Annotated in this window: 20 protein-coding genes and 1 pseudogene; 7 read left to right on the top strand and 14 right to left on the bottom strand. The window is 65.1% G+C overall.

The window, feature by feature from the left end; all coding sequences use genetic code 11:
• From SE91_RS16995 to lptF, 8 genes are all read right to left on the bottom strand, one after another.
• Positions 1–217 (bottom strand): hypothetical protein (locus SE91_RS16995; RefSeq protein ID WP_061848399.1); only part of this gene is annotated, 217 nt, incomplete at its 3' end.
• A gap of 74 nt (positions 218–291) precedes the next feature.
• On the bottom strand, positions 292–1,350 hold the full coding sequence (locus tag SE91_RS16990) for an alcohol dehydrogenase (protein ID WP_061848398.1): 1,059 nt from the start codon (positions 1,348–1,350) through the stop codon (positions 292–294).
• A gap of 22 nt (positions 1,351–1,372) precedes the next feature.
• Entirely contained in the window at positions 1,373–2,230 is an 858-nt protein-coding gene (gene rsmA / locus SE91_RS16985; RefSeq protein ID WP_008551745.1) for a 16S rRNA (adenine(1518)-N(6)/adenine(1519)-N(6))-dimethyltransferase RsmA, read from the bottom strand.
• Entirely contained in the window at positions 2,230–3,255 is a 1,026-nt protein-coding gene (gene pdxA, locus SE91_RS16980) for a 4-hydroxythreonine-4-phosphate dehydrogenase PdxA (RefSeq protein ID WP_061848397.1), read from the bottom strand. The genes rsmA and pdxA overlap by 1 nt, the downstream gene beginning before the upstream one ends.
• Complete coding sequence (locus SE91_RS16975; protein ID WP_060735859.1) at positions 3,255–4,190, bottom strand: SurA N-terminal domain-containing protein; 936 nt, start codon at positions 4,188–4,190, stop codon at positions 3,255–3,257. Before SE91_RS16975 ends, pdxA begins: the two co-directional genes overlap by 1 nt.
• A 69-nt stretch (positions 4,191–4,259) precedes the next feature.
• Positions 4,260–6,746 (bottom strand): LPS-assembly protein LptD, encoded by a 2,487-nt coding sequence (locus SE91_RS16970; RefSeq protein WP_061848396.1) that lies wholly within the window; start codon positions 6,744–6,746, stop codon positions 4,260–4,262.
• Positions 6,746–7,843 (bottom strand): LPS export ABC transporter permease LptG, encoded by a 1,098-nt coding sequence (gene lptG, locus SE91_RS16965; protein WP_061848395.1) that lies wholly within the window; start codon positions 7,841–7,843, stop codon positions 6,746–6,748. The genes SE91_RS16970 and lptG overlap by 1 nt, the downstream gene beginning before the upstream one ends.
• Complete coding sequence (gene lptF, locus SE91_RS16960) at positions 7,840–9,009, bottom strand: LPS export ABC transporter permease LptF (protein ID WP_060735862.1); 1,170 nt, start codon at positions 9,007–9,009, stop codon at positions 7,840–7,842. The genes lptG and lptF overlap by 4 nt, the downstream gene beginning before the upstream one ends.
• 341 nt (positions 9,010–9,350) lie before the next feature.
• Between lptF and SE91_RS16955 the strand changes: the two genes are divergently transcribed.
• The 3 genes from SE91_RS16955 (at position 9,351) to SE91_RS16945 (ending at position 11,987) form a co-directional block, all read left to right on the top strand.
• The gene (locus SE91_RS16955) at positions 9,351–10,850 is read left to right on the top strand and encodes a leucyl aminopeptidase (RefSeq protein ID WP_061848394.1); all 1,500 of its coding nucleotides are present in this window, start codon (positions 9,351–9,353) and stop codon (positions 10,848–10,850) included.
• A gap of 30 nt (positions 10,851–10,880) precedes the next feature.
• Positions 10,881–11,333: a DNA polymerase III subunit chi gene (locus tag SE91_RS16950; RefSeq protein WP_008551734.1), complete on the top strand. Its 453-nt coding sequence runs from the start codon at positions 10,881–10,883 to the stop codon at positions 11,331–11,333.
• Between the two features lie 156 nt (positions 11,334–11,489).
• Entirely contained in the window at positions 11,490–11,987 is a 498-nt protein-coding gene (locus SE91_RS16945; protein WP_082813743.1) for a hypothetical protein, read from the top strand.
• Between the two features lie 93 nt (positions 11,988–12,080).
• Here SE91_RS16945 and SE91_RS38265 read toward each other — a convergent pair whose 3' ends face one another.
• The 3 genes and pseudogenes from SE91_RS38265 to SE91_RS16935 form a co-directional block, all read right to left on the bottom strand.
• On the bottom strand, positions 12,081–12,317 hold the full coding sequence (locus SE91_RS38265) for a hypothetical protein (protein ID WP_502687143.1): 237 nt from the start codon (positions 12,315–12,317) through the stop codon (positions 12,081–12,083).
• A 20-nt stretch (positions 12,318–12,337) separates the two neighbouring features.
• Positions 12,338–12,553 (bottom strand): hypothetical protein, encoded by a 216-nt coding sequence (locus SE91_RS38260; protein WP_502687142.1) that lies wholly within the window; start codon positions 12,551–12,553, stop codon positions 12,338–12,340.
• A 23-nt stretch (positions 12,554–12,576) separates the two neighbouring features.
• A pseudogene (locus SE91_RS16935) lies at positions 12,577–12,825 on the bottom strand (antibiotic biosynthesis monooxygenase family protein); the annotation flags it as partial.
• A gap of 317 nt (positions 12,826–13,142) precedes the next feature.
• On the opposite strand from SE91_RS16935, the gene SE91_RS16930 reads away from it, so the two are divergent.
• On the top strand, positions 13,143–14,111 hold the full coding sequence (locus SE91_RS16930) for a tripartite tricarboxylate transporter substrate-binding protein (RefSeq protein WP_061851169.1): 969 nt from the start codon (positions 13,143–13,145) through the stop codon (positions 14,109–14,111).
• A 152-nt stretch (positions 14,112–14,263) separates the two neighbouring features.
• Here the strand turns inward: SE91_RS16930 and SE91_RS16925 are convergent, their stop codons facing one another.
• From SE91_RS16925 to SE91_RS16920, 3 genes are all read right to left on the bottom strand, one after another.
• Complete coding sequence (locus SE91_RS16925) at positions 14,264–16,123, bottom strand: ABC-F family ATP-binding cassette domain-containing protein (RefSeq protein WP_061848393.1); 1,860 nt, start codon at positions 16,121–16,123, stop codon at positions 14,264–14,266.
• A 66-nt stretch (positions 16,124–16,189) separates the two neighbouring features.
• Positions 16,190–16,363, bottom strand: coding sequence for a hypothetical protein (locus SE91_RS37120; protein ID WP_008551709.1), 174 nt, complete (start codon positions 16,361–16,363; stop codon positions 16,190–16,192).
• Positions 16,364–16,588: 225 nt separating this feature from the next.
• A complete protein-coding gene (locus SE91_RS16920) occupies positions 16,589–16,849 on the bottom strand; it encodes a hypothetical protein (RefSeq protein ID WP_008551707.1) in 261 nt (86 codons plus the stop codon).
• Between the two features lie 241 nt (positions 16,850–17,090).
• On the opposite strand from SE91_RS16920, the gene ndk reads away from it, so the two are divergent.
• The 3 genes from ndk to SE91_RS16905 all read left to right on the top strand — a co-directional run bounded on the left by ndk (position 17,091) and on the right by SE91_RS16905 (position 21,114).
• Complete coding sequence (gene ndk, locus SE91_RS16915) at positions 17,091–17,513, top strand: nucleoside-diphosphate kinase (protein WP_008551705.1); 423 nt, start codon at positions 17,091–17,093, stop codon at positions 17,511–17,513.
• Positions 17,514–17,557: 44 nt separating this feature from the next.
• On the top strand, positions 17,558–18,418 hold the full coding sequence (locus SE91_RS16910; protein WP_061848392.1) for a TerC family protein: 861 nt from the start codon (positions 17,558–17,560) through the stop codon (positions 18,416–18,418).
• A 764-nt stretch (positions 18,419–19,182) separates the two neighbouring features.
• Positions 19,183–21,114, top strand: coding sequence for a TonB-dependent receptor (locus SE91_RS16905; RefSeq protein ID WP_502687175.1), 1,932 nt, complete (start codon positions 19,183–19,185; stop codon positions 21,112–21,114).
• Positions 21,115–21,171 lie beyond the last annotated feature (57 nt).

Raw genomic sequence — 21,171 nt, 5'->3', positions numbered from 1 at the left:
GTTCCCCGGCGTTGTCGCTCTTGGCCGCATGCGCGCGGTAGATGTCGATCGCCCTGTTGGCGAGCATCAGCTGCCGGCGTTCGCCGGTCCGAAGCTGCGCTTCGATGGCGTCGAGAATGACGTTGGCGCTCTCGTCCGGAGAACCGAGCTCGCCGCTCTTCTCCAGACAGCTCCAGGCAATGAAGAATGCGCTTTCGACTGTGCATCGGATCGACATGCGCAGCCAACGCAGGCCGGCCGAAGGCGTTCCCTGCGGCGGGCGAGACTTGCGTCGGGCTCGCCGCAGGGCTGTCAGTTCTTCAGCACGATGCGGCCGACGACCTTGCCGGCACGCAGTTCGTCGATCCATTTCTGGACGTCGCCCATCGGCTCCTCGCGCATCGGCGTCGGCTTGATCTTGCCGGCGCGGGCCAGCGCCATCAGCTCGTGGGCCTCAGTGAGCGTGCCGACCATGAAGCCCTCGATGGTCATGCGCTTGTAGACCCATTGCACCATCGGCAGCGTGAACTGGCCGCCCATCAGGCCGGAGACCACGATCTTGCCGCCGCGCGCGGCGACCGCGACGGCGAAGGCCATCGACTTCTCGTTGCCGGCGAAATCGACGATCTCGTCGAAGCCGCCGTCGGTCTCCTTGAGGATGCGCTTGATCACGTCTTGCTCGGCCGGATCGTAGGCGACAGCCGCGCCGTTCTTCAGCGCGGTGTCGCGCGCGGCCGGCGAGAGGTCGGCGACCGTGATCGGCTGCTTGAACATCGCCTGCGCGAACGACAGGCCCATCATGCCGACGCCGCCGAGGCCGATCAGCAGCAAATTGCGCTGACGCGGACGGTCGACGAGGCGCTTGAGCGCGCCGTAAGCGGTCACGCCCGAGCACATCAGGGTCGCGGCCTGGTTGACGGGCAGGGGATCATAGTCGAGCAGATATTTGGCGTCGGGCACCAGCACGTGGCTGGCGAAGCCGCCGTCGATGGAGACGCCGAGGAAGCGCTGCTTGACGCAGAGGTTCTCGTCGCCGTTCTGGCAGTCGCGGCACTGGCCGCAGCCGATCCACGGAAACACGGCTTTCTTCGTGCCGACGAGACCGGCTTCGACATCGGGACCGACTTCGTCGACGACGCCGGCGATCTCGTGGCCGAGCGTGAAGGGCAGTGTCATGCCGCGCGTGGTGTCGAGCTTCTTGCCGCCGCCGAGATCGGCATAGCCGTCCTGGATGTGCAGATCGGAGTGGCAGAGGCCGCAGCGCTCGATGCGCACCAGAACTTCGCGGCCTTGCGGCTTGGGCGTGTCGACGATGGTTTCGCACAAGGGCGCGTCGAACTTGACCAGGGATTGCCTGCGCATCAGCGCCATATTCCTTCCTCCGAAATTCCTGTTATTCAGCCTGCTTTCGTATATCCGCCAATTCGCAGGCCATGGCAACAAAGCCGGAAATCGGAATGGTCTCGGCGCGCCGCGTCGCATCGACGCCGGCCGCTTGCGCGAGCCGCGCGGGATCGGCGCCGAGCGATTTCAGGCTTTGCCGCAGCATCTTGCGGCGCTGGCCGAAGGCCGCGGCGGCGACCTGTTCGAGCAGTCTGCGATCGCAGGGCAAAGGTTCTGCACGCGGTGTGAGGCGCACGACGGAGGAAGTGACCTTCGGCGGCGGCACGAAGGCGGACGGCGCGATGTCGAACAGGATCTTGGTCTCACAGCGCCAATTGGCGAGCACGCCGAGACGGCCATAGGCCTCCTCGTCCTCGCGGGCGACGATGCGCTCACCGACCTCGCGCTGGAACATCAGCACCATCATCTCATACCAGGGCGGCCAGGGCTCGATCGTGAGCCAGTTGATCAGGAGCTGGGTCGCAATGTTGTAGGGCAGGTTGGCGACGATTTTTGCGCGTTCGCCATCGAGCAGCGGACGCGGGTCGAAGGTCATGGCATCGCCATGCACGATCTCGAGTCTATCAGGGTAGCGCGCGGAAATATCCTGCAGCGCTGGTATCGCGCGCTCGTCATGCTCGATAGCGATGACGCGCCGCGCGCCGAGCGCGAGCAAGGCGCGCGTCAGCCCGCCCGGGCCGGGGCCGATCTCGACGATGGTGCAGTCTTCGAGCGGCGCCGCCGCACGTGCGATGCGCGCGGTCAGATTGAGGTCGAGCAGGAAGTTCTGCCCCAGCGATTTTCGGGCCGACAGCGCATGCTGGCGGATGACCTCGCGCAGCGGCGGGAGGTCGTCGATCGCGCTCATCAGAGCGTCGCCGCCGCCATGCGGCTCGCCAGGCGAAGCGCCGCGATCAGGCTGGTCGGATTGGCTTTGCCGGTGCCGGCGATGTCGAAGGCGGTGCCGTGATCGGGCGAGGTGCGGATGAAGGGCAGGCCGAGCGTGACGTTGACGGCATCGTCGAAGGCCACCGTCTTGATCGGGATCAGCGCCTGGTCGTGATACATGCAGACCGCGCAGTCATAGGTGTTGCGCGCGGCTTCGTGGAACATGGTGTCGGCGGGCAGCGGGCCCCGGGCCTCGATGCCGTCGTTGCGCAGCAGCTTCAGCGCCGGCGCGATGATGGTCTGCTCCTCATGGCCGAGCGAGCCGTCCTCGCCGGCGTGCGGATTGAGGCCGGAGACCGCAATGCGCGGCTTCGTGATGCCGAAGCGGGATCGGAGCTCGGTCGCGACGATGCGGACGGTCGAGACGATCAGCTCGCTCGTGAGCTGGGCTAGCGCCTCGCGCAGCGAGACATGGATGGTCACGGGCACCACGGCGAGTCGCGGCGACCACAGCATCATCACGGGCTGCGGCACGCGGCCGTCCACGGCTGCGAGCTCGGCGAGGTATTCGGTGTGGCCGGGATGGCGGAAGCCCGCGCGATAGAGCACGCTCTTGGCGATCGGATTGGTGACGACGGCGGCGGCGCGTCCTTCGCGGACGTCGGTGACCGCCTGGCGAATCGAGGCGAGCGCGGCCGGCGCGCTCGATGCGTCGGGCTTGCCGGGCTCGGCGGTGGCGCGCTCGGCGGTGGCAACCACGGGAAGGGCGTCGGCAAAGGCAGCCCCGACCTCGCCGGCATCGACTGCGGCGATGCTGATGTCGGCGCCGATCGCCTTGGCGCGCCGGGCGATCAGCGCCTCGTCGCCGAGCAGATAGAAGGCGGGTAGATCCAGCTCGCGGCGCCTGAGCCAGGCCGCGATGGTGATGTCGGGGCCGATGCCCGCGGGCTCTCCCAGGGTCAGGGCGAGGGGCCTTGCTGGGCGCTTTGAGGAAGGCTCGGCCATCAGCGGTTGCGATATTCGATCATCGCCGCCTTGCGGAGCTCGTCGAGATAGGCCTTCTGGGTCTTCTCGTACTTCTCCTGATACATCTTCTCGCGGACCTCACGCTTCTTCGGCGTGTCGATCATGGTCGGCTTGCGCGAGCACAGCACCACCATCTCGATGCCGTTCTTGGTCATCTCGGGCGCGGTCAGACGGCCGATCGGCGTGTCGTCGAGCACCTTGCGCAGCGGCTCGGGCAGTTCCGCCGTGGTCTTGGTCACGGTGTCGCGGATGGTGGCGTTCGGGGTCGAGCGGAACAGCGAGTTGGCTTCCGCGCAGCTTGCGACGCGCGAGCGGTAGGTCTCGGCTTCCTTCTTGCGCGTTTCCAGGAATGCCGGAGACGAGCCGCGGGGCACGATCAGCACGATCGGCTGCATCTTGTATTCGGTGCCCTCGATCTGGAGTTTCTCGCCGGTCTGGGCCTGGACGGCCTGCGCGACGTCGCGCTCGCCGACCATCAGCTTCTCCTTGTAGCGGCCGCGCACGAGGCTGGTCCAGACCATCTCGGACTTCATGCGGGCCTTCAGCGTCTCGGGGCGCACGCCCTTGGATTCGAGCGACTTGGTGAGCTGATCCGGCGTGATGCGCATGCGCTGCGCCATGCCTTCGTAGGATTGGTTGATGTCGGAGACGCCGGGGTCGACTCCGTACTTCTTGCCCTCCCTCATCTTCACCTTGTCGTCGATCAGTTCATTGATCACCTGCTCCCGCGTCGGAACCTTCTGGGTCGTCAGCTGATCGAGCTTGGAGCGCTGCTCGATGTCGAAATCGGTGATCGGTTCGCCGTTGACCATGAGCACGATGTTCTGTGCGCGCGACGGCGAGGGCAGGCCGGTCATGATCAGTCCCACACCGAGGACGAGCAGGAGGCGGAACACAGGCAATGGGATCGTCATGGTTGTCGCTCGCATGTCAGCCGCGTTGAGTCTGCGATCGGGGCGAACGCGGCCGGCAATTCAAACAGCTCACTGGAGGCCGGAACTGCTGCTCGTCGACGAGGTCGCCAGCGTGCGCAGGCCGATCTGGAACATGAACGCATGGCTCAGCACGGGCGGGGCGGTGCCCGCGGAATAGCTATACGAAGTTACATAGTTGGCCGCCAGCACGAAGCAATCGTCGACATAGCCGGCGCCGACCACATACTGGTTGATCTTGTTGGCCTCGAGATCCCAGCGCGCCGAACCCTGCACCACCCAATTGGCGGCGACCTTGATCGAGCCCGAGGTCAGGATGCCCTCGCGGCGGGTGAGATAGCCGAGTTCCGGCTGCGGCGCGTAATTGCCGTACAGCACGGCGACCGACCAGCGATCGAAATTGGCGCGGCCTTCCGCCTCGAAGCGCTGCACGTTCCAGGTCTGCTCGTCCATGCGGGAGCGGACGCTGAACGTGTAGGTGCGGTTGGGCGAATAGCTGGCGCTCGCGACGTAATCTGAGCGCGGCTTGTCGAGGCCGGAATCGATGCCGGTGTTGATGCTGTCCCGGACCGCGAAGGAGTTCATGCCGAACAGCTGGTAGGACTGGCCGAACAGCACCTTGACGGCGCCGCCCTTGTCGAACTGCGTGGTGGATTGCACGCCGACATTGGCGCGGCCGCCACCCTCGACGCGGTCGTAGCCGGAGAACTTGTCGACGCTGAACAGGTTCGAGGCGTCGAACACCATGCTCTGGGCGTCCTCGTCCGGCAGCTTGCCGGCATAGGTCTCGTTCGGCCGGATGATGATCTGCGCGATCGGTTCGACCGTGGTCGAGCCCCAGGGCTGAATGTTGATGAAGGGGTAGCGGTATTCCAGGCCCACGGTCGGCATCAGGCGGAACGCCTGGGTGTCGCCGACGGGCAGGTAGTTCGACACGCCCGGCTGGTTGGAGATCGAGGAATTGATCGCGTCGCCGCGCAGGCTGGCGAACGGCGTCCAGATCTGGCCGAACGGATCGGTGAAGGACTTGCGCCACTGTGCTTCCGCGGTGAAGCGGGTGTAGGTGCCGGGGAAGCCGCGCAGCAGGCACTGCGAGGGCGTCCGGGCCAACGGATCGGCCGACGCGGTCGCGCACAGGCTGTTGGTGTTGGCGATCGTCGTGATCGGATCGAACACCGCCTCGTCACGCGACAGGTTGATGAAATTGGTCTTGTAGCTGAACTCGCCGCCGAAGACGGGATAGTTCAGCACGTTCGAGTAGTCGATCACCGGATGAACGATCGGCACCTGGCTCTGGTTGCCCGAATAGCTCAGCCAGTACATCGTGCGCGCATCGAAGAAGCTGCGATTGCCGACGCCGGTCAGATAGAGCTGCGACAGCGCCTCCGTCGGCAGCAGCAGGAACGAGCCGAGCGGATCGCGGTACTGGTAGAGGCGGTAGTCCGAGAAGAAATAATAGTCGGACATCAGGACGCCGTCCCAGCCCCAGACCCATTTGTCGTTCAGCGCGAACTGACCCTTGGTGTCGATGGCGCCGCGGAAGTCGCGGTCGCCGGGCTGCCCGGCAAACGCTCCGGGATCGAGCTGGTTGATGCCGTAAGCGCGGATCTGGTAGGCGCCGTCGATCAGGCGCTGACGGAATTCACCCTGCAGCATTACGCCCTGCCGCGACATGAAGCGGGGGGTGAAGGTCGCGTCCATGTCGGGCGCGATCGCCCAATAATAGGGAACTTCGGCGCCGAGGCCGGTGTTCGTCGTGCCCGGGAAGTAGCCGGGCATCAGGAAGCCCGACTTGCGCTTCACGGTCGGGTCGGGCGTCGAGAAATAGGGCATGTAGGCGAGCGGCACGCCGAAGAATTCGAGCTGTGCCGTCTCGAAATACAGCATCTTCTCCTGCTGGTCGTGGATGATGCGCGCACCCTTGACCTGCCACAGCGGCGGCTTCTTCGGATCGTCCTTACACGGCGCGCAGGCCGTGTAGACGCCGTTCTCGAACACCGTGTAATTGCCGCTGGAGCGGTCGGCGCGGCTGGCGGCCATGCGGGTCTGATCGGCAGTGTCCACGCGCAGCGAATCGACGAAACCATCGCGGTAATCGTCGGAGAGATCCATGATCTCGGCATAGGTGATCTTGCCGTCGGCATCCGTCATGCGGATGTTGCCTTCGGCATGAAGTCGCTTGGTCTTCTGGTCGTAGATGACCCGGTCGGCCTCGACGCTGGTGCCGTTGTAGAACAGCTGGACGTTGCCGACTGCCGAGACGCGCGAGTTGTTGTAGTCGTAGTCGACCTCGGTCGCCTGCACCAGCATCTGGTTGTCGTGGGGCGCAGGCGCCGGCTTCGGGCGCGGAGGCAGCGGATTGTAGGTGAAGGTCTGGGCGGAGGCCGGCGCCACGGCGGCGACGTCGATCAACCCGCCGAGCGAGGCGGCGGTGACGACGGCGAGCAGCAGCCTGCGGACGGACAAGCCGCACCCGTTCGGGCGCACCGATGTGCGCCGCGTCGAACGAGACACGAGCCCTCGGTGGACGGCACTCACTATCCGTCCTCCTGATAGAGCAAGGCCAAAAAGCCGGTGAGGCCGCCCACCACAACGGGCAACCACGCCGCAGCGATCGGATGCATCAACTCAGCCTTGCTCAAGTCCTCAGTTACTTTCGACAGAACGTAGAGCAGAAAGCCTGCGCCCACGCCACTCAAAACCATCTTCTGCACGCCGCCCATCCGGAAGAAGCGCAGCGATACGGAAGCCGCCAACATCACCATGGCTGCCAGCAAAAACGGCTGCGCCAGAAGCTTCTGATACTGGAGTCGGTAGCCTGCTGTCGCGAAGCCCGAGCTTTCGGAGGAGCGGATGTAGCTCGGTAGTTGCCAAAAAGACACAGTCTCCGGTGTGGAAAAGCTGTTGCGGACCTGCGCCTCGGTCAGCGTCGTCGGAATCTCGAGGGTCGCCTGGTCGACCGGCGGCGAGTCCAACGAGAAGCGGCGAACGCCCTTGAACAGCCAATGGCCCGCCTCCAGCGTTGCCTCGCGCGCCTCGATCCGCTCCTTGAAATGCTGCTCTGTGTCAAACCGGAACAGCGTGAGACCGGTGAGCCGGACGCCCTGCTTCTCGCTGCGCGCCGCATTGATGATGGTCTGGCCGTCGCTGGTGACCTGGTTGAGCCAGAAGCCGGAGGCATCCTGGATCCCGCCGCCGGGCGCCGAGCCGAACAGCTCCGCCTCCATGCGCTTGGACAGCTCGCGCAAATTGGCCGACATCGGGTTGTAGGCGACCGTGGCGATCACCCCGATCAGCAGCGCGCTGCCGAGCGCCGGAGAGATGAACTGCCAGGCCGAGATGCCGGCGGCGCGCGCAACCACGAGCTCGAGCCGGCGGGAAAGGGCGAGATAGCAGGTCATGGCGCCGATTAGCATGCAGAACGGCGTCAGCTTCTCCAAGAGCTGCGGCACCCGGAACAGCGAGGTCTCGGCCACCATGAGTGCCGATGCCGAGGCAAGGCCCGAGGTCTTGCGCACCATCTCGATGTAGTCGACCAGCACGAGCAGCAGGAAGATGCCGCCGAACACGCCGAGCGCGGCGACCACGAAGCGGCCGGCGAAATAGCGCCCGAGTGTGTTGGTGAGCATGCTCATGCGGTGGCCGGCCGTCCGAACAGCCGCGCGATCCGCGCGTTCGATCTGTTGATGGCCTCCATCAGGCGGGGCGGCGGCTCGACCACGAGGCCGCCGACGATCATCGCGAGCCCGAGGCCGATGGCGCCGAAGACCATCGCATATTGCACCAGCACGGCGCCCGGCGACTTCACGGCCATCACCGAGCAGGCGAAGCCGGCCATGCGCAGGCCGAACACCGCGATGATCGAGGAGGCGATCGAGAAGTTGCGGCTCTGGCGGGTGGTGCGGGGTGCCCCCAGGAACGCGAAGGTCAGCACGGCGAAGGCGAATGGATAGATCGGCGCCAGGATGCCATCGTGCAGGGCCGAGCGGAACTGGCCGGGAATCTGCTTGTAGACGGGATCGTCCTCGGAGGGGGAGAGCAGCTCCCATAGATAGCGCTCGCGGATGCCGAGTGTGACGTCGCGGCCCTGGCCCGAGAATTTCGACATGTCGAAGCCGTAGCGGCCGAACGCCACCAGCGCGGGATCGCGCTTGCCGGCCTCGAAGCGCTGGAGATTACCCCTTTCCAGCACCAGGAACGATCCGGTCCCGTTCTTCACGACCTCACCGTGCTCGGCGACGATGGAGATGCGCTCGTTCGGATCGCGGCGGTCGTCGATGAAGATGCCGGCGAGGATGCCGCCGGGCAGGCGTTCGCGGATTCGGATCGTCAGGTTCTTGTCGAGCTGGGCGAAGCGGCCCGGTTGCAGGATGTTGGTGAGCACGTCGGCAGTGATCTCGGCGTCCCACTGCTTGATCCGCCGCATGCCGTCGGGGGCGAGATAGGCCGCGATGAAGGCGACCAGCAGTGCCACCACGCAGGTGGCATAGAAGAACGGATAGAACAGCCGGAACGGCGAGAAGCCCGCCGCATTCATCACGATGATCTCGGAATCGGTCGCCAGCTTGTTCAGCGTGTGCGAGATCGCGATCATCAACGCGATCGGCGAGATGATCAGGATGAGGGCGGGAATGACGAGGCTGGTGATGCCGAGGAAGGTGAGGATGGTCTGACCCTGGCTCGTCATCAGGTCGATGCCGCGCAACGCCTGCGTAATCCAGATCACGCCAGTGAGGCTGACCAGGACCAGCGCAAACGACGCCAGCGTCGTGCGGAAGATATACCTATCGATCGACCCCATGCGCTACCGCACGAATCCCCACCAAGACCCCAACGCCGGCCCGAAACCGGCTGCCCGCCCCAATCCCGCTATGGGATCCCCAAGGGACGGCCAGCCCATCTTGTTCTGCCGGCTTACTCTCTCACTACCATCCCTTTGATCCGTCAACAAAATGGCTGCGCCGTGGCACCCTCAACATATGGTTAATATTTCGCTCGTTGTGGCCCCTCAGCCACGGGGGTGCTTGGCATCGGCGGGGCGGCTGGCCCATAGTAGGGTGCCTCAGTGAATCGCCGTTCAGCTCGGGCCCGTGGCCGGGACCGCAGAGCGGCAAAAAACCCCATGTTTTGGAGGAGTTACCCATGTCCGATGCCATCAAGGTCGGCATTGTCCCATTGTCTGCCGCCCCCCGTGGCATCCTGGTCGTGTTCTGCGACGATGGCCTGAAGCTGGGGCCGGCGACGGCCAAGGCGTTCGGCGGCGGTGCCGACCTTGTGAAACGGGCGGCCTCCGCCGCGGCCTTCAAGGGCAAGACTGGCGCCGCGCTGGACATCCTGGCGCCCGAGGGGGTGAAGGCCACCCGGCTGCTGGTGATCGGCGCGGGCAAGGCGGCCAATCTGAAGGCGAACGATTTCCTCAAATTCGGCGGCGTGGCGGCGAGCAAGCTTCCGGCCGGGACAGCCGCCATGACCATCATGGCCGAATTGCCCGATGGTGCCATGTCCAGCGAGCAGGCGGTCGCGATCGCCTCGGGCCTTCGCTTACGCGCCTACAAGTTCGACCGCTACAAGACCAGGAAGAAGGACGGCGAGGAGGGTGCTTCGCGGGCCGACATCTCGCTGGCGGTCGGCGATGTCGCCGCTGCGAAGAAGGCGTTCGCCGCCGCCGCCCACGTCGTCGACGGCGTGGTCATCGCGCGCGACCTCGTCAACGAGCCGCCGAACGTGCTTTTCCCCGAGGAATTCGCCCGCAGAGCCAGCCAGCTCCGCAAGCTCGGCGTCAAGGTCGAGGTGCTCGATGTCAAGGCGATGCAGAAGCTTGGCATGGGCGCGCTGCTCGGCGTCGGCCAGGGCTCGGCGCGGCCGAGCCGCACCGTGATCATGCGCTGGGACGGCGGCAAGAAGGGGGAGGCGCCGGTCGCCTTCGTCGGCAAGGGCGTCTGCTTCGACACCGGCGGCATCTCGATCAAGCCCGCCGGCAGCATGGAGGACATGAAGGGTGACATGGGGGGCGCGGCCTGCGTCGTCGGCCTGATGCATGCGCTCGCCGCGCGCAAGGCCAGGGCCAACGTGGTCGGCGCCATCGGCCTCGTCGAGAACATGCCCGACGGCAATGCGCAGCGGCCGGGCGACATCGTCACCTCGATGTCGGGCCAGACCATCGAGATCATCAACACCGACGCGGAAGGCCGCCTCGTCCTCGCCGACGTGCTCTGGTACGTCGCCAAGAAGATGAAACCGAAATTCATGGTGGATCTGGCGACGCTGACCGGCGCCATCGTGGTCGCGCTCGGCACTGAGCATGCCGGCATGTTCTCCAACAATGACGAACTCGCCGACCGGCTGCTCGCGGCCGGCATCGAGAGCGGGGAAAAGGTCTGGCGTATGCCGCTCGGCCCCGAATACGACAAGCTGATCGATTCCCAATTCGCCGACATGAAGAACACCGGCGGCCGTCACGGCGGCTCGGTCACCGCCGCGCAGTTCCTCCAGCGCTTCGTCGACGGCGTGCCTTGGGCCCATCTCGACATCGCCGGCACCGCCATGGGCGCGCCGAAGACCGACATCAACCAGAGCTGGGGAAGCGGCTATGGCGTCCGTCTGCTGGATCGTCTGGTCGCCGACCACTACGAGCGCAAATGAACTGCCGAATGAACTGCCAGATGAACTGCAATGACTGAAGTGCTGTTCTATCATCTGCAAAACATGACGGTGGAGAACGTATTGCCGCCGCTTCTCGAGAAATCGCTCGAGCGCGGCTGGCGCGTCGTGGTGCAGTCGACCTCGGAGGAGCGCGCCGATGCGCTGGATGCGCACTTATGGACCTATCGCGACGATTCCTTCCTGCCGCATGCGACATGGCGCGTGAACGATGCTGCCGACCAGCCGATCGTGCTCGCGATCGAGGAGGGCAATCCGAATGGCGCCAATGTCCGCTTCCTGGTCGACAGCGCCGCGCTGCCGCAAGATGCGCAGGCCTATGAGCGCATGGTGCTGCTGTTCGACGGCGACGATCCCGACGCGCTGGCGCTCGCCCGCAGCGCCTGGACGGATTGCAAGGCGCGGGGATTTGATGTCACCTATTGGCAGGCCGACGAGCGGGGCCGGTGGCAGAAGCGGAATTAGCGGCCGTTCGCAATTAATGATAATTTGCACTTTTCGAACGATGCTGGCCTTGGCCACCTTCGTGCCGCAAAGGGATGTTGGGACAATCGTTTAGGGCTGGTCCTTCACGCGGGGAATTAGTTTATCGTGCGACATCAAAAGCTTCCCGGCTCGCTCATGATTGCGCTCGTTGCCGTAGCACCGCTGGTCGCGGGCTGCTCGGGCGGCGCCAGCGATCTGCTGTCGAAGGATGCCGAATGGTTCCAGAAGCCCGGCCGTCTCTTCATCAAGAACATCTCGATCGAATCGCCGCCGCTCACGCCTGACAAGCCGGTGGGTGCCGAAGACCTCGTCAGCGCCGACGGCGGCTGTCCCGGCATGGCGCCGCCTCCCGGACCGGCCGACGCCAATGCATCGACGACGCCATCCGCGCCGGCGGGCGGCACAGTCGCGCTCGGCCACACCGAATGCGACGTGGTCCGCGGCATCGGTGCGCCCTCGACCGTCAACCTCTCCAACGATGCCGCCGGTCGGCGCGTCGCCGTGGTGACCTGGACGACCGGCCCGCGCGCCGGCATCTACACCTTCACCGCAGGCCGTCTGTCCTCGATCGAAGGCAATCCGGACCCGCAGCCGGTGCCGAAGGCGACCAAGTCGAAGAAGAAGCACGCCTAAGCGGGGATCGCCTCGGCTCCAGTGAAACGGAGGAGTCCTCGACTCAGGTCGTGAGCGGGGCGGTGCCGACGGAAAGCCGGGTTCGCGGCGCGCTCAGATGATCGGCTTGGTGTTGAAGCGAGCAGCCCGGCGAGCGCCGAAGCGGCCCTTCAACTTGAAGCCGTCGCGCATGTTCAGGCCGAGAAGAACGATGTTCGTTGCTCCGGCGAACAATTCGAGAGCCTGCACGGCGTAGAACGTGGTGTCGAGCTCCGCGGCCTTCGCCTTGGAGGCAAGAAACAACGCGGCGGGAATCAGAACCAGGATGCCGTTGCCGGCGATGAACGGCATACGTTTGATCTTCGCACCGATCAGGCCGGCGCGCCGCTCCTTTGCCAGGAAGAACCCGAACCTCCCGTCACCGCCACCGCCGGAACCAGCAACAGGAAGCCCCACGGTATGGCCGTCTTCACCATGGCGATGCTCTGGTGCGAAGCAAACAGTTCGGTGAGAGCCGTGGAAAGCCAGAAGGTCGCAATAATCGTCAGTGCGACCGCTCCTGCTACTGGGTGGATGATCTTGGTCATCGGGTCCTGCCGCTTCGATGCGACTACGCGACACAGATGCCGGACACCGCAATCTTCTCGAACAGATGCGGGGAGGCGACGGCGGATGAGGGATAGGCCGAGATCTTCGATCTGAACTCGGGGTGCGTGAACGCAGCCCGGAAGTCGGCGGTCGATTCCCAAACGGCATAGTTCAGATATGTCGGGCCATCGCCAACCGCGCGGTGAAGCTGGGTGGAGATGAAGCCTGGTTGCCGCTTCATGAAGGCGGCATCGTCTTGCCAGACGTTCATCGCATCGCCGCCGCCCTACGTGCGAAGCTGGAAAGCGAGACAGAGGAAAAGACTTAGCGCGCGGCGCGCGGGAGAGAGTTGACCGCCGCTTCTTGCGGCATGTTGCCAGGACGCCTTGAGGCCGGAGACCGTGCGACGGAGATCAATGGGCGGCACGAGTTCATCGCGGCAGCGAACAGACCCGGCTGCTTGCCGGCAACCGAGCGACGGCTTCGCGACGATGATGTGATCGCGACGCTCTAGGCGACGTCGCTTTCGTGGTGGCCGCGCGCCCCGGAATGCGCTTTGATGGCGCCAACAACAATCCGGAGGAGACTATGCGGTTCTTCACTGCCCTGGTATCGGCTCTGCTGCTGCCGCTCGGTGCGGCCGTCGCCCAGGACTATCCGACAAGGCCGATCACCATGCTGGTGCCGTTCGCCGCGGGCGGGCCGACCGACACCATCGCGCGGCTGACGGCGGCGGGTATGGGGAAAGCCCTGGGACAGCAGGTCATCGTCGAGAACGCGACCGGCGCCGGCGGCACCATCGGCACGACCCGCGCCGCGCGCGCCCAGCCGGACGGCTACACGCTGCTGATCCATCATGTCGGCATCTCGACTGCGGCGACGCTGTACCGCAACCTCAGCTATGACACCAAGACGGCGTTCGCGCCGATCGGGCTCGTGACCAACGCGCCGATGACGATCATCGCGCGCCCCGATTTCCCGCCCAACACGCTCAAGGAGCTGGTCGCCTACGCCCAGCAGCAGGGCGACAAGCTGACCTATGCCAACGCCGGGCTCGGCGCCGCCTCGCATCTGTGCGGCATGCTGTTCATGACGGCGATTCAGAAGCAGCTCACCACGGTGCCCTACAAAGGCAACGGCCCCATCATGAACGATCTACTCGGCAAGCAGATCGATCTCACCTGCGACCAGGCGACCAACACCACCGGGCCGATCAGCGCCAAGCAGGTCAAGGCCTATGCCATCACTACCAAGGAGCGGCTGAAGAGCCTGCCAGATCTGCCGACGGCGGACGAGGCTGGCCTCAAGGGATTTGAACTCGGCGTCTGGCACGGCATCTATGCGCCCAAGGGCACGCCGCCCGCGGTCGTTCAGAAGCTGACGGCGGCGCTGCAGATGGCGCTGAAGGATCCGACGCTGATCGCCCGCTTCAACGACATCAACACCGAGCCGGTCCCGCAGGACAAGGCGACGCCCGAGGCGCTCGGCGCGGTCCTGACGAGCGAGATCGATCGCTGGGCGCCGATCATCAAGGCTGCCGGGCAGTACGCGGACTGAGCGGTCGGCCGCAATATCGCCACTATTGGGGTGCGGCCACCAAGCTAGGAAAGCACAGCGTTTCCAGTGGTTTAGTATACGGTATTGTACTACCTGTACTGTGCATGGGGTTGTTTTGCACGCTTGGATGACCCGGCCCCGCTGACTTGGCGTTACCCGGCCGCTTCGTCGAACTGCGTGCTCGCCTCGAGCCATTGCTCCTCGGCGCGCGCCAGCGCGTCGGCGGCGTTGGCGCGCGCCTTCGACAATTGCGCGGCCTGCTTGGGATCGCGCGTGAAGATGTCGGGCAAAGCGAGCGCCGTGTCGATCTTGCTGATGATCTCGCTGACGCGTGCGATCTCGGCCTCTGCTTCCGCGATACGCTTCTTCAGCGAGCCGCGATTGTCGGACTTCGCTCGCTGCGGCTTCTCGCTCGGGGCGCTGCGTTCGCGCGGGGCTTCGGCGTTGCGCGCGGACAGCACCAGGCGGCGGTATTCGTCGAGATCGCCGTCGTAATTGGTGACGGTGCGGTCGGCGACGATCCAGAGCCGCTCGGCACAGGCCTCGATCAGATAGCGGTCGTGCGAGACCATGATCACCGCGCCCGGGAATTCGTTGATGGCTTCCGCGAGCGCAGCGCGGCTGTCGATGTCGAGATGGTTGGTCGGCTCGTCCAGGATGATCATGTTGGGGCCGAAGAAGGTGGCAAGGCCCAGCAGCAGCCGCGCCTTCTCGCCGCCGGAGAGCTTGCCGGCCTTGGTGTCGGCGGCCTTGCCGGAGAAGCCGATCGCGCCGGCCCGCGCACGCACCTTGGCCTCGGGCGCATCGCCCATCAGCTTGCGCACGTGGTCGTAGGCGGAGGCGTCCTCATTCAGCTCATCGAGCTGGTGCTGGGCAAAATAGGCGATCGACAGCTTGTCCGCGCGCGTGACTCTTCCAGAGAACGGCGCGAGCCGTCCGGCCAGCAGTTTGACCAGCGTCGACTTGCCGTTGCCGTTGGCACCTAACAGCGCGATGCGGTCGTCATTGTCGATGCGCAGGGTGACGCGATTGAGCACGGGGCTGGCCGGGTCGTAGCCGACCGACACGTTGTCCGCCGCGATGATCGGCGGCGACAGGATCTTCTCCGGCGCGGGAAAGCTGATCTCGCGCACGTCCTCGGTGACCAGTGCCGTGATCGGCTTCAGCCGCTCCAGCATTTTCACGCGAGATTGCGCTTGCCTTGCTTTCGACGCCTTGGCCTTGAAGCGGTCGACGAAGGCCTGCAGCCGCGCGCGTTCGGCCTCCTGGCGCTTGACCTGCTTGGCATCGAGCAGCTCGCGCGCGGCGCGCTGCTCCTCGAAGGAGGAGTAGGTGCCCTTGTAGAGCGTGAGCTTGCCGCGCTCCAGATGCAGGATCTGGTCGACCGAGCTGTCCAGCAGGTCGCGGTCGTGGCTGATCACGATCACCGTGCGTGGGTAATGCGCAAGGTGGTCCTCCAGCCAGAGCGTGCCTTCGAGGTCGAGATAGTTGGTGGGCTCGTCGAGCAGCAGCAAGTCGGGGGCAGCGAACAGTGTCGCGGCCAGCGCGACGCGCATGCGCCAGCCGCCGGAGAATTCGGCGCAGGGGCGGAGCTGATCGGCGGCGGAGAAGCCGAGGCCGGAGAGGATCGCGGCGGCACGGCTCGGCGCCGAATGCGCGTCGATGTCGACGAGGCGGGTCTGGATCTCCGCGATGCGGTGTGGATCGGTTGCGCGCTCGGCTTCAGTGAGCAGCGCGTCGCGTTCGAGGTCGGCCTTGAGCACGACGGAGATCAGGCTTTCGGGGCCGTTCGGGGCTTCCTGCGCGAGACTGCCAATGCGCCAGCGCGGCGGCAGGGTCACCGTGCCGTGCTCGGCCGCAAGCTCGCCGCGGATCACCTTGAACAGGGTCGACTTGCCGGTGCCGTTGCGCCCGACCAGGCCGACGCGCGACCCGGGCGTGATCTGCACGGAACTCTGGTCAATCAGAAGGCGTCCGGCAAGCCGGACGGAGAGGTCTGCGATGGCAAGCATGCGGCCTTGTCACCGCAAGGCGCGTCGAACGCAACCCGTTTTTCAGTGATAGGTCCGTGCAGCAGGTCAGTACGCGTCGCGCTCGCGGCGCCGCAATTCGTTGAGCAGCTGCTCGAGATGCGTTGGGAGCCGGGGCTCGGGCCGCAGGCTCTGCTGAAGCCGTTCGCCCACGGCGTCACAAATCGAGCGGCTGGTGCGCCGGTCGATCTGTTCGCTGTCATTGGCAGAAAGGCCAGCCATCGCGGGGTTCCGTGTTCTCAAAGTATGGACACGGTACCAAGTCTCTGGCCCGAAAATGGTTTCGCCGTCCGGCGGGGAATGCCGGCATTCTCGTCAAAATTGTATGAACCCTCCCAAGTCCGTCCAAATAAAAAAGCCCCGGCGGGGAAACGCCGGGGCCTGTCCTGCGAAGGGATACCTTGGGGGGCGTAGGGTACCCTTCTTTGCAGGAAGGTGCTGTCGGGCTCAGTAGCAACGGTTGATCATTCGCCAGCGGGGTCCCCAGGGGGTCGGGACCAGCCGGCGCACATAGCAGCCGCCATAGCCGTAGGAGACGGGGCCGCCGGCATAGAAGCGTGGTCCACCACCCCAGCCGCGGTGCCAGCCGCCGCCATGCCAGCCTCCGCCGTGCCAGCCGCCATGCCAGTGAGCCGAGGCGGAGGTCGGCGCCAGCGCGGCACCAAGCGCCAGCGCGGCAACGGCGGCAAGCGAAAGTTTCCTCAACATGGTGATCTCCTCAAAAACGGCCGGCGCGGGCCTGTCGCGTCGATGGGGCCGACCTTACGCCGGCGAAGCTGAACGGAGCCCTGACGGGTGCTGCAGATTGGGTTCATCTGGGTGAAATTGTTGTAATCCACCCAAGCTCCTCTGCGCCGAAGCGCCAGTGCCGCCGCTTGCCGTCCGGCAAAGGCGCCGATATAAGCCCCGCAAACTCCGAACCACCGCATTCTTCCCAGGGACAAGACTTATGGCCATCGAACGCACCTTTTCGATCATCAAGCCCGACGCGACCGAGCGTAACCTGACCGGCGCGGTCAACGCCGTGATCGAGAAGGCGGGCCTGCGCATCGTCGCGCAGAAGCGCATCCGCATGACCAAGGACCAGGCAGAGACCTTCTATGCCGTCCACAAGGCGCGCCCGTTCTTCGGCGAACTCGTCGACTTCATGATCTCCGGCCCGGTCGTGGTGCAGGTGCTGGAAGGCGAGGGCGCCATTGCCAAATATCGTGAGGTGATGGGCGCGACCGATCCGGCCAAGGCCGCCGAGGGCACCGTCCGCAAGCTCTACGCCAAGTCGATCGGCGAGAATTCGGTGCACGGCTCGGATGCGCCGGAGACGGCCGCGATCGAGATCGCTCAGTTCTTCTCGGGCAACGAGATCGTCGGCTGATCAACCAGCCGACAGGTTAGAACGACGGGCGAAAGGACTTACTCGTGGACTGGCTCTGGCAGATCTTCGATCCCGCTACGATCGGGGCATTCTTCACCCAGTTTCGCAACGAGATGGCAGCGCCGACGTTCTGGCTCGCGGTCGGCAAGATCATCTGGATCAACATCCTGCTCTCCGGCGACAACGCGCTGGTGATCGCGCTTGCCTGCCGCGGTCTGTCGCCGCGGCACCGGCTCTGGGGCATGATCTTCGGTGCCGGCGCAGCCGTGATGCTGCGGATCATCTTCACCGGCATCGTCGCAACCCTGATGGAGCTGCCCTATCTCAAGCTGATCGGCGGCCTCGCGCTGATCGTGATTGCGGCAAAGCTCCTGGTGCCGGAAAACGAGGACGAGGACGACGTCGATGCCGCCTCGCATCTGTGGCAGGCCATCCAGATCGTCGTGGTCGCCGACATCGTCATGAGTCTCGACAATGTCATCGCGGTGGCCGCCGCCGCCAATGGCAGCGTGCCGCTGCTGGTCCTCGGCCTTGCCGTCAGCGTTCCGCTGATCGTCGCCGGTGCCGCGCTGATCATGGCACTGCTCACGAAGCTGCCGGTGCTGGTCTGGGCTGGTGCGGCGCTGCTCGGCTGGATCTCGGGCGAGGTGATCGCGACCGATCCTGCCGTCGCGCCGAAGCTGCATACGCTGTTCGACGGCCCGCTCGGCGCTGCGCTGGACGGCGTGCTCGGAGCCTTCCGCATCCCGCCGCAATTTGCCCATGGCAGCGCAGGCGGCGAATATTTCTGCGCGGTCCTCGGCATCCTCGTCGTGCTGATCGTCGGCAGCATCTGGCGCAGGCGCAGCCTGACCGCGGCGGCGCTCGAATCGTCCCAGCGGCACGCCAAGGCCTCGGCCGAGTAGCTTCGAGCCCTTGATCCCTTGCCTCTCTCCAGCGATGAGAGGCGGCACGTCAATCGTATGCTCCCGCATTGGCAGCGGGAGGCGAGCGATCATCCGTTATGGGCTCAGTCCACGAGCCGAAGTTCCGATCATCGCGTTCGTACAACCGGCGCGCATTGCGCCCGAGGGCAGAGGCACCGCCGCGCTTTGTCACGCAGCGCGCGTGGGGATTGTGCGATCGGTCTGTTCTCGCAACCACCGCGCGATTTAGACCTTGTCTTATTATAAACTGCTGAGATTCAAGGGTGCTTTCGTTGACTCGACGGACGTGCCCACGGCACGTCGCTCCGACGTTCATGTTCATGAATTCGGAAGCTGGTGCGATGTCGTCGAAATTGTTTTGCCGTCCTGTTGCCGTTCTTGCCCCTCGCATCAAGACGCTTCTGTCGTGCGTCAGCCCGAGAGCCTTCGCGGTCTCCGTGGTTTCCATTGCCTTGTGCAGCGACGGCGTCTTGCACGGCACCAGCGCGCAGAGCGCTGCGCCCCAGGCGGGGGCAGGCACGTTGCCGGCGGTGACCGTCACCGCAGACGCGCCGAAGCCGCGCGCGCGTCCGCGAGCCAATCCAGTCCGAAGGGCCGGCCGCAGCGCGCCCGCGAACGAGCGGGCCAAGTTGCAGGCGGAAGCGACCCCGACGGCCGCGAGGCCCGGTGCACTGCCGCCGACCTACGCAGGCGGGCAGGTGGCACGCGGAGGCCAGGTTGGCCTGCTCGGCAACAAGGATTTCATGGATACGCCGTTCAACATCACGAGCTACACGGCGAAGAAAATCGAAGATCAACAGGCCGTCACGGTCGCCGACGTCGTCACCAACGATCCCTCGGTCCGCTTAGGGAGCCAGCCTGGCGGCATTTTCGATTCTTTCTTCATCCGCGGCTTTCCGATCGGGGAGGGCAATGTCGGAGAAATCGCCTTCAACGGCGTCTATGGCGTCGCGCCGAACTATCGTGTGTTCACCGACTACGTCGAACGCATCGAGATTCTCAAAGGCCCGACCGCGCTGCTCTACGGCATGGCGCCGAACAGCAGTGTCGGCGGCACCATCAACATCGTTCCGAAGCGAGCAGGGGACGTCGATCTCACGCGGGTCACGACCAGTTACGCGACCAACACCCAGCTCGGCACCCACCTCGATGTAAGTCGCCGGTTCGGCGAGAACCGCGAATTCGGCATTCGCGTCAATGGCAGCTATCACAACGGCGATACGCCGCTCGACAACCAGACCCGCGAGGCGCATGTCGGCTCCGCGGCGTTCGATTACCGCGGCGAGAAGTTCAGAGCCTCGCTCGATTTCATCGAGCAGGAGGAAAAGTTCGACGCGCCCTCGAGGCCGTTCCTGGTCGCAACCGGCGTCGCCGTCCCGACAGCGCCGGTCGGACGGCGCAACGTCACGCAATCCTGGGAATTTGCCAAGGTTCACGACAACTCGCTGCTGGCCCGCGCCGAATACGATGTGACTGACTCCGTAACGGTATTTGCAGACGCAGGTGGTGGCAGGACCCAGGTCGACCGTCTCTTCGGCACGCCGACGATCCTGAATGCGGCGGGCAACACCACTTCCACCCCTGGACGCTTCAAATTCGACATCGAAAGGAACGTGGCCGACGCCGGCGTCCGGGCCCGGATCGAGACCGGCGCCATCAGTCATGCCGTGAGCTTCCAGGGCAGCTACTACATGGACGAGATCTCGCGGGGCTCGGTGAACGGCACGCCCGTGCTATCCAACATTTATGCGCCGATTGCTCGTCCGCAGCAGCTCGTTCCGGCTCCCGCGACCGTGCCAAGGCTGTCGGACACCGAGCTGAGGGGCATTGCGCTGGCCGACACCATGTCGGTTCTCCAGGAGCGGCTTCAGCTGACGGTCGGCGTCAGGCAGCAGGGCGTCAGGTCGAACAATTACAACACCACCACGGGCGCCGTGATGTCGGCCTACGACCAAACGGCGTTCACGCCGATGGTCGGCGTGGTCGTCAAGCCCTTGAGCAACGTTTCGCTCTACGCCAACTACATCGAAGGGCTCAGCAAAGGCGATACCGCACCGACGACGGCAGCCAATCAAGGCGAGGTCCTTGCGCCGTATTTGAGCAAGCAGAAGGAGGCAGGCATCAAGGTCGATTTCGGCGCGCTCGCGACCACGATCAGCCTGTTCGAAATCACCAAGCCGTCCGGGCAGCTGGGCGCCGGCAACGTCTTCCGGGCTGATCAGGAGCAGCGCAATCGCGGCCTGGAATTCACCGTGTTCGGAGAAGTGCAGCCGGGCATTCGCGTTATTGGCGGCGTGACGTTGATCGACGCGGAGCTGACGAAGACGAGCACACTGGCCAATTTGGGCAAGACCCCGATCGGCGTGCCCGAGGTGCAGGCCAATCTGTCCGCCGAATGGGACACCCCGTTCGCACCCGGACTGACACTGGTTGCAAACACCATCTATACCGGGCACCAGTACTTGAATGGGGCAAACACGCAGGTTGTCCCGGCCTGGACGAGGCTCGATCTTGGCGCGCGCTACAACACGCGCATCAACAACCGGCCCGTCACGGTTCGCGCACTGGTCCAGAACGTGTTCGACACCAATTACTGGGCTGGCGTCGCAAGCTTCTCCGCGTTGGCGCAAGGCTCGCCGCGAACCCTGCTCTTGTCGATGTCGACCGATTTCTGAGCCATGGCCTCGTCGGGCCGGCTGCGGGGCTGGATCAGGCGCTGACGACAGGTGCTC

The sequence above is a fragment of the Bradyrhizobium sp. DOA1 genome (genome assembly GCF_001593325.1).
Lineage (GTDB): Bacteria > Pseudomonadota > Alphaproteobacteria > Rhizobiales > Xanthobacteraceae > Bradyrhizobium.
This window is presented reverse-complemented; position numbering and strand designations above follow the sequence as displayed.